Origin of the sequence: Rhodococcus sp. WWJCD1, assembly GCF_002258735.1 — a bacterium.
Classification (GTDB): domain Bacteria; phylum Actinomycetota; class Actinomycetes; order Mycobacteriales; family Mycobacteriaceae; genus Rhodococcoides.
In genome coordinates this window covers 194,950-203,387 of the sequence record NZ_NOXY01000021.1, presented here as the reverse complement: position 1 = coordinate 203,387, position 8,438 = coordinate 194,950, and the positions used below count along the sequence as shown (strand labels likewise).

Annotated in this window: 8 protein-coding genes and 1 rRNA gene; 1 reads left to right on the top strand and 8 read right to left on the bottom strand. The window is 65.0% G+C overall.

The window, feature by feature from the left end; genetic code table 11:
* Positions 1–95: ribosomal RNA gene (locus tag CH286_RS16170) — 16S ribosomal RNA — on the bottom strand; the annotation flags it as partial.
* Between the two features lie 467 nt (positions 96–562).
* Positions 563–1,972 (bottom strand): plasmid pRiA4b ORF-3 family protein, encoded by a 1,410-nt coding sequence (locus CH286_RS16165; protein WP_094609719.1) that lies wholly within the window; start codon positions 1,970–1,972, stop codon positions 563–565.
* Positions 1,973–2,075: 103 nt separating this feature from the next.
* Here CH286_RS16165 and CH286_RS16160 point away from each other — a divergent pair, with 103 nt between their 5' ends.
* Positions 2,076–2,963: a LysR family transcriptional regulator gene (locus tag CH286_RS16160; RefSeq protein WP_094609743.1), complete on the top strand. Its 888-nt coding sequence runs from the start codon at positions 2,076–2,078 to the stop codon at positions 2,961–2,963.
* A 50-nt stretch (positions 2,964–3,013) separates the two neighbouring features.
* Here the strand turns inward: CH286_RS16160 and CH286_RS16155 are convergent, their stop codons facing one another.
* The 6 genes from CH286_RS16155 to CH286_RS16130 form a co-directional block, all read right to left on the bottom strand.
* Entirely contained in the window at positions 3,014–3,712 is a 699-nt protein-coding gene (locus CH286_RS16155) for an SDR family oxidoreductase (RefSeq protein WP_094609718.1), read from the bottom strand.
* Between the two features lie 109 nt (positions 3,713–3,821).
* Positions 3,822–4,370 carry an LpqN/LpqT family lipoprotein gene (locus CH286_RS16150; protein ID WP_094609717.1) on the bottom strand — a complete coding sequence of 183 codons (549 nt, stop codon included), beginning with the start codon at positions 4,368–4,370 and terminating at the stop codon, positions 3,822–3,824.
* A 76-nt stretch (positions 4,371–4,446) separates the two neighbouring features.
* Positions 4,447–5,364 (bottom strand): hypothetical protein, encoded by a 918-nt coding sequence (locus tag CH286_RS16145; protein WP_094609716.1) that lies wholly within the window; start codon positions 5,362–5,364, stop codon positions 4,447–4,449.
* 4 nt (positions 5,365–5,368) lie between these two features.
* Positions 5,369–6,295, bottom strand: coding sequence for a hypothetical protein (locus CH286_RS16140; protein WP_094609715.1), 927 nt, complete (start codon positions 6,293–6,295; stop codon positions 5,369–5,371).
* A 63-nt stretch (positions 6,296–6,358) separates the two neighbouring features.
* On the bottom strand, positions 6,359–7,198 hold the full coding sequence (locus tag CH286_RS16135) for an HAD family hydrolase (protein ID WP_094609714.1): 840 nt from the start codon (positions 7,196–7,198) through the stop codon (positions 6,359–6,361).
* A 28-nt stretch (positions 7,199–7,226) separates the two neighbouring features.
* Positions 7,227–8,432 (bottom strand): metallophosphoesterase, encoded by a 1,206-nt coding sequence (locus CH286_RS16130; protein WP_094609713.1) that lies wholly within the window; start codon positions 8,430–8,432, stop codon positions 7,227–7,229.
* Positions 8,433–8,438 lie beyond the last annotated feature (6 nt).

Genomic DNA, 8,438 nt, shown 5'->3' with positions numbered 1-8,438 from the left:
CCGCTCGTGTACCCCGAAAGGCCTTACCGCTCGACTTGCATGTGTTAAGCACGCCGCCAGCGTTCGTCCTGAGCCAGGATCAAACTCTCCGTAAAAGACTCTCGATCAACAGTCGAAACTGCAAATCAGTCATAAACATAAAGAGTCAAATCACTAGCAAATAAACTCAACTAGCATTTTCAAACAACACCCGACAACAACCACCACAAGCGGATGGCTGATACATCGAACGCTTTCACCAAACAAAAATTCGGCACTGACATTCATCGACACACTGTTGAGTTCTCAAAGAACACGCACACACTCGAACCCCACGAACACACAGTCCGAAGGCCTCAAGGGCAACTGTTCCAGCCTATCCCAGCTTGGTCTCGGACACAAGGCCCGACTCTTGGGGGATAAAACCTGCCGAGCCACACGTCCAACCTCGTTCACCCAGTCCGTGAAGACCGGGTCGGTGTCCGTCGCTCTGACTCGACAAAAGTTACGCCACCAACCCCACCAACGCAAATCGGCAGGTCAGGAGTGTCCACAGCAAGATCGACCCCGTTGGACGCCCGAATCAGGTGAGCAAGGCGTCGCGCGCGAATCGCCGCGACCAGCTCGGCGAGTCCGATACACCCTGCCGGAAGTAGAACTGCGGACCGTGGGCACCGATGAGGTCGAGGAAGCTCACTGTGGCCTGCGCCGCGAACTGCGCGTCGAACACACCGGAATCCTCACTTGCCCAACCCAGCTCGGCCACGGTCTCGATCAGCATTTCGTTGCGATGGGTGGAGGAGGCAGATGCAGCGAGCGAGATCAGGAAGAGCGTCGCGGCGTCGGTCTCGTACGTCTCCTTACCCAACGGAAGTCGCGAGGCTGCATGTCGCCACAGCCCGACTGGGTCGGCGGCCAAGCTCGCCCCTAGCTTCGTGCGCATCAGTCGCCCCTTGGATACCCGCGTCAATCCGAGGTGTCGCACGGCTTCGCGAAGGTCGGTCACCTGATGGTGGTCGATCTCGCGGTTGCTCGTTCCTACCCATCCAAGACCCCAATCGAGCTCTTCGCGGATCGCCGCGATGAGTGCGGGCTTGAGATAGCCGGCATCTGTCAGGACAACTCCGTCGTCGCCGATCCGGGCGAGGAACCACACCACCTTGGCCATCGCGATCTCGGCCACCGGAAGATCCACCGAACTCTCGATGGTGAGTTCGCATCGGGGTAGCAGCGCCATCAAGGACGGCACTTCCGTGGGACGCACGCGATCGAAGAGTCTGCCGATAGCGGGTGCCGTCGCCACCGCCTCGGCGAGAACCGAGCGTCCCGTGTCGAGCGCGTGCAACTTCTTGTTGACCGCACCGACGTCGAACCGGTAGGGGTTGAATGCCGGACCCCACCTCTCGAGCAGGCGGGGAAATTCGGGATCGGCTGGATCGGCAGCGATGTCGAGATCCTGCGCATAATGCGACGGCCCGCCGCAATCCTCGGGCGGGCACGCGCGAGCTCCATCGAGGCAGACCGATCGCAGGTCGTCGATGTCCGAATCGATCTGCTCCAGAACGATGGTGTGTGTCCATCCGTCACCGAAGTCGTACTCGTAGATCAGCACGGATCCGCGCACCGTGAGCACCTCGTCGAGCCGAACCCGCTCTTCGCTCACTGCCTCGTCGTCCGGTTCGTGATCGAGTGTCTCGGCCATCTCGAAGCGACGCATCGCACCGACGGTTCCGATGCTGAAGGCGTGCATGTGCCGGTCTTCCCAACCCAGCACGCACTGCAACACCGAGTGCAGTTCGGACAGCAGCAAGTCCGAGCGCACCCGCACCCGACGCCAAATCTCCGGTCGCGTGTGATCGATGGTCACTCCGAGCACCAGGCTGACCAGGCTTCGCCCCGTAACCTGTGTCGTACCGCCGTCCGATAGCTCCCCGGGATCGGGGAGATCCGGGACCACCGACAAGTGCCGGACGCGGCCGGTTCTGATCGACATGCGATCGACCTTAGCCGGATCGATGCGTCGGACACAGGCGTCGGACCCCGTGAGGCGATCCGACCCGTGCGGTGAGCACACGGCCGTCACCTACCCTCGAACCGTGCCGACCTTGCGTGCCCTCGAATGCTTCGTCGCCGTCGTCGAGTGCGGCTCGGTCACCGCGGCGTCGGTGCGCCTACACCTTTCGCAACCCGCCCTGTCGCATCAGTTGGCCGCGTTGGAAACCGAGATCGGCACATCCCTTCTCGAGCGACTACCTCGCGGCGTTCGTCCCACCCCGACCGGGTTGGCAATACTCGCCGACGCCGAAGCCGCACTGGCAGCGGCCGATCGGGTGGTCGAGACCGGACGAGCCGTGGCCGACGGTTCTCGCGGACGACTGCGGCTGGCCTGTGTGGAAACGATGACAGTCCCTGTGGTCGCTCCGATCGTGCGCACGTGGGCCCGTAAGTATCGCAACGTCGACGTGGAGCTTTCCGAACACAGCAGCGCCGACGCCATGGCCGACTCCGTGGCCACCGGCGCGTCCGACCTGGCCGTCGGCCCAGCGTCCGACCGATTCACCGGGCAGGTCACCGAGATCGGCACCGAGGACATCGTCGCGGTGATACCCGAAGGCCTCGACCTCACCGACGAGCCGAGCATCTCGTGGAACGACCTCCGCGGTAGACCGATGGTCCACTACCACCCGTCGAATGGACTCGGAGGGTGGATAGACGCCGAGGCCGCGGCGCACGATATTTTCCCGACGGTCAGCACGCGTACTCGAAGCGCCACTACCGCAGCGCAATTGGCCCGCGCAGGCTTGGGGATTGCGCTGGTGCCGACGTCTGCTCTCCCTGACCGATTCGACGGCGTCGTCAAGCCCCTACAACCGAACCTGCGTCGCACCGTGGTCGCAATGGTCGGATCGCCGAGTGACGCCTTGGTTCAGCGATTCGTCGCCGACCTGCTCCGCCGCGGGATTCCAGCCGGCCCGCGGCGATGACATGCGTTAGCTCGTCCCCACCAGCAACAACAACCCGAGCGACACCCGCCTCAGACGAACCGTCCTCCGCCGTCGACGTGCACGGTGGTACCGGTGACGAATGTGTTGGTGAGCGCAAAGAGCACCGCGGCCACCACGTCGTCCGGCCGGCCGACCCGACCCGCAGGATTGGCTCGCGCTGTCTCGGCGAAGAACGGGTCCTTCCCTGCTCCCATCGAATCCCACGCGCCGGAATCGACGATGCCCGGCGACACCGCGTTGACCCGAATCGGAGCCAATTCGACCGCGAGCGCCTCCACGAGAAACACCACGGCCCCGTTGGTCGTCGCCATCACCGAGAGACCGGGTGCCGGCTTCCACGCGGCCACCCCGGAGAAGAACAGTAGCGAGCCGCCCTTCGCAATACTCGATGCGAAATGCTTGGCCAGCACAATGGGCCCGATCACTTTCGTGTCGAACGCCTTTCGGATGTCGGCGACGTCGAGGTCGGCGACCGAACCGTTCGCGTGATCGGCCGCGAGACTCACCACGTGATCGACCGATCCGACCTCCGCGGCCGCTGCAGCGATCGATTCCTCGTCGGTCAGATCGACGATCACCGAGGTTGCCCTTGGACCCATCGCCGCGGCCGCGTCGTTCAGCACATCCGGACGTCGACCGGCGAGGATCACCTCGCCTCCCCCGTCGACGATCTCGGCCGCAACGGCCCGCCCGATTCCCGACGCTCCACCTATCAGCAGTACTCGCATGACGCATCACCCTTCGCTCGATTGGTACCTCACCAGCCAAGCGAAGAGTTCACCGTCGGACAATCGTAATTACCTGCTACTGCCATAAATTACATCGATGGATCCGAGGCTACGATCCGTCGGTCGTCAAGCCGTCGTTGATCGCTGTGACGTCGAAGGCCAACGCGTCGAGCTGAGATGCCAACGTCGTTACCGTCAACTGCACCAGGTACTGGGTATCGACGCCCACCAACACGTACCGAGTCGTCACCGCTGCTTCGAGTTGTTGCGCGACGTAGGAACCCCGAATGAATCGCGACGGCCAACCGAGCCACGACGCCGTACTCGCCTCGCGCTCCACCCAGCCGGGCATCGCCCGCCCGTCTCCGAAACCCAACGCCATCAACGCTTCCGGATCGATCGTGCGCGAGAGAGCACCGACGAGAAGCACAGCATTGGGAGCGAATCCGTTCTCCACGAGATTCGGTTCCACGATCACCTGGGTGGCACCGGGAAACTGCGCCGGATCGAGCGTCTGCCAGCCTGCAGGCACCGGCACGGTGATGCCCAGCTCTGCCGCCGCGGCACCGTCGAGCGGGGACACCCGTATCGCGTGCGCGTTCAAGTACTCGGCAATCGTGGTGGGTTCGGTCGGCTCCGGCGACTGGGCGTCGTTCACAGCATGGGCCTTTCGGTGGCGGACGAATCACTGGCACGCCAGAGGCTACCTCCGCCGATCCGGGCCTCGACAATCGCTAGAGGCAGTGCCCCGCGGGAAGCCGATCACTGCGCGACTCCAGCCAGCCACCGACCGCGTCGAGCATGGCGGTTCCGTCGGTGAACGAACCCGAATCCGGTTGCGCCGCAATCGCTACACCGACACGTCCAGCAACGGTGGTGACGATACCGACTTGTCGCACGACGTAGCCACCATCCACGCGCGGCCCCCAGCCGCCTTTGAACGCTGCGTCGGACAGCTGCCCCAGGCCCCACTGCTGCTCCGGCACAACATTGTTCATCATCTCGACCACGGGTCCTGCATCCGGAATGCACGACAAACCGGCCGCGAACGTCGCCTGGTCCTGCGTAGACCATTCGGTCTGCCCGAACGCGCTGAATTCGGGACGGATCCGCTCCCTCCGAATCGTCGTGGCAGAGTCACCGCCTTGCCGCAGAACCGACTCGACCGCGGCACCCGCAGCAGCGGAATCACCCAGCGAACCCCACAGCACGTCGGCCGCCGCGTTGTCGGAGCTTTCGATTGCCGCTGCGGCGTCGGCCAGAACCGCGTCACCGCCATTGCGTAGAGCGGCGACGGCCATCGGTACTTTGACCGTCGACCACGCGACACCGGAGGTCCACGTTCCGAGCACGGTGGCCGGACCGCCGCCGACCGGAACCAGAGCAAGGCCGATGGGGCCACCTGCCGCGGATTCGAGTACGCCGAACTCCTCAGCGAGATCGGCGACAGACAACGGTTCGACCGGAACTGCGGTGCTCCACACTCCAGGGTCCGACGTCGGTCGGTCCGACCGGGGCATCGGCAGGGACGTCGACGCGGAGACCCCCGACGTATCCGTCGCAGTGCCGTCGTCCGTGGCAATCGTGCAACCGGAGACCAGCAGTGCAAGCGAAAGAGCGACCGCGTAGAAGCTTCCGTTGCCGCGGTGCATCGACCTAGAAGAGGTAGACAACAGCGTTCTCGCCACCGGTGCACGTCACCAACTGCGCGGACGACACGCAGTTCATCTCGTACCGCTTGCCGGTGACAGGACTGCTGGCCACCACCGTTCTGGAATTACGATCCGAGCCGCCACGCGTGTAGGCCAACCGCACTTCCTCGGCGAACGGGCACGACGTTGCTGTCGACCCCACTGCCGAACCCCGAAGGCCGCCGGTCGACGCAACGGTGGCCGGGCAGGTCTGCGCACCCGCCGGCAGAGTCGTCATGGCCGATTCCTGTCCACCCGTCGAGGAGGAGCCCGGCACCGCGCCCGAAGCGCTGCCGTCGCTCTCCACCGACGGCGGTGCGGCACTCGCCGACGCCACGGCTGTACTGGCGTCGTCGCGCAGCGTCAACCAGGCGAACACTCCACCGAGAATCAGTGCTACCGCCACCAGAACGGCAACGACGATCCAGAGACCGCCGTTCCCATTGCGCGGCGACTGCGGCGGACCACCCGCGAACACCGGCGGGAAGGGAACTGCGCCGGGCCCTCCCGACTGCGCTGCGACATCGGGCTGCACTGCGGCACGAGGCTGCGCTGCGACATTGGGCTGCACTGCGGCACGAGGCTGCGCTGCGACATCGGGCTGCACTGCGGCACGAGGCTGCGCTGCGACATTGGGCTGCACTGCGGCACGAGGCTGCGCTGCGACATTGGGCTGCACTGCGGCACGAGGCTGCGCTGCGACATTGGGCTGCACTGCGGCACGCGGCGGGCGAAGGGGACGACCGGACGGAGACGGGGAATCGGAAGCCCCGGAGTCGGCAGTGTCCGGTGAATACCCCGGCGGTGGAATCACTCGATCGGACGGATTCGGCTGCGCGCCGTACTGCCCGTAGGCGCGCTGCGAGGGGTCCCCCGAACCTGGATAGCTCATGGTGTCCTTCTGCCGATGATGGGGCCAGCCTTTCACACAGGGTCGAAACGAGCAGACCGGACGTTACAGTTCGGCGCGGAGTGCGGTGAGTTCTTCCAGGTAGCGTGCGACCGCGTCGTCGTCGTTGCATCCGAGGACTCGATCTGCGACGGCAAGCACCGGTGCCGCGGCATTCGACGGACACAACGCCGTGCCCGCCCAGGCGAGCATCGGCAAATCGTTGCGCGCATCTCCTACTGCTGCAACCGAATCCGCCGATACACCCCACTGCTCACACAACTCGCGCAGCGCGCTTGCCTTCGAAACTCCCGCAGCGGACATCTCGATGTACGGCGCACCCGAGTGCGTCAACTCCACCCCGGTCAGGCCGGCCGCAGCGACGAGCTCGTACAGGGCCTCACTGCTCGTATCCCTGTGTCGGGCAACAATTTTGACCGTCGGCTCGACCTCGGCCGACAAGCCGTTATCGGAGAGTTCCATCTCGTGGGGTTGCCGATGATGGTCGGCGAACACGCACAGTTCCGCATACCCGGCCTCTGCCACGAATCGAGTGGCACCGACGGTCGCGAAGGCCACGCCGGGTACGAGAGACCGCACGACCGACTTGACCGACGCGACCGTCTCGGCCGGTACCGATCTGGTACCGACGATGTTGGGGGTACCGTCGGCCAGATCGAGAACCACCGCCCCATTGGCCCCGATAGCCGTCCCCCGGAAGCCACAGGACGCAGCGAGTTCGTCGATGGAGTGACGCGCCCGTGCGCTCGCCCACACCACCCTTATTCCGGCGGCGTCGGCACCGGCCATCGCGTCGGCCGTGCGCGCCGAAATCGTTCGGTCCGAACGCAACAGCGTGCCGTCGAGATCGGTTGCGACCACAACGACGTCTTCGGCTCTGTTCACGTCACCGATACTGCCAGGTGTCGCTGCCTCAGCCGGCGACCAACGTCAGAACGGAAATCTCACTCGGTGCGAACACCCGGAACGGCGGACCCCAAAAGCCCGATCCGCGGCTGGTGTAGAGCTGAGTTCGGTCGCCATGACTGCTCAGTCCGTGTACGACCGGCTGGTCGAGGCGGACCAATGCCGAGAACGGCCAGATCTGGCCGCCGTGCGTGTGACCGGACACCTGCAGATCGACACCCGCCAGGACGGCGTCGCCGATCTGTTTGGGCTGATGGGCCAGCAACAACACAGGCGTCGAGGGATCGGTACCTGCGAGAGCTCGAGGAAGATCGGCACCGTGGCCTGGCGCACCGGAACCCTTCGCCGTGGCGTCGTCGACGCCGGCGATGATCAGGGCATCGTCACCGCGATGGAGCACCACGTGCCGATTGTGTAGAGAGTTCCACCCGATGCTCTCCATGTGATCGAGCCACTCCTGCGCCTCGCCGAAGTACTCGTGATTGCCGGTGACGTACACGCGCGCCGATGTTGCGAGCATGGATTCGAGCGGTGCCGCCTGCTGTCGACGCCGACCGACCGAACCGTCGGCTATGTCTCCCACATGGGCCAACACATCGGGTTCGAGTGCATTGACCGCATCGGTCAATCGGTGCGACCACGTTGTCCGATCGAGCGGACCGAAATGCGTGTCGGTCACCAGAACTACTCGCAGACCGTCGAATCGAGGGCCGAGCCGGTCGATCCGCACAGTCGTGTGCCGCACCCGCGGTGTGCGCATCGCCTCGTAGTGACCCCACAGGGCAAGGACCACCACAATTCCCACGGTCGAAACCGACACGATCCGCGATCGCACCGGGTCGTCGACTCCGGCGAACCACAGGCCGAGCCGCAGCAGCAACGACAGCGCCGACCACACGAATGCGATCCAGACCAGACCGAGCAGCACATCTCCGACGCGCGCCCAGGCATCTTCGCTTCGCCCCTCGGGACCGGGCCGGTGACCCATGTACATCGACGTGGGCAGCGCGAGGAACGCGGCGGCCGCAACCGAGGTCCCGACGACCTGCACAGCCGATCCCCACTGTGCGCCCGCGAACACAACCGTCCACGTCGGCAGCGCGAAAAGTACCGCGCAGACCGAGAACACGACGGTGGGCACCACTATCCGGCGGCGACGCGAACGAGAGGGTGAGGCCGGCCGGTCGGGTTGCTGAGTCCGGCGATCTGTCATCGGCGG

Bases quoted from the DNA above. Each gene is read 5' to 3' on its own strand.
- CH286_RS16155 (WP_094609718.1), bottom strand. From the start codon at position 3,712: ATGCGAGTACTGCTGATAGGTGGAGCGTCGGGAATCGGGCGGGCCGTT.
- CH286_RS16130 (WP_094609713.1), bottom strand. From the start codon at position 8,432: ATGACAGATCGCCGGACTCAGCAACCCGACCGGCCGGCCTCACCCTCT.
- CH286_RS16165 (WP_094609719.1), bottom strand. From the start codon at position 1,972: ATGTCGATCAGAACCGGCCGCGTCCGGCACTTGTCGGTGGTCCCGGAT.
- CH286_RS16145 (WP_094609716.1), bottom strand. From the start codon at position 5,364: ATGCACCGCGGCAACGGAAGCTTCTACGCGGTCGCTCTTTCGCTTGCA.
- CH286_RS16140 (WP_094609715.1), bottom strand. From the start codon at position 6,295: ATGAGCTATCCAGGTTCGGGGGACCCCTCGCAGCGCGCCTACGGGCAG.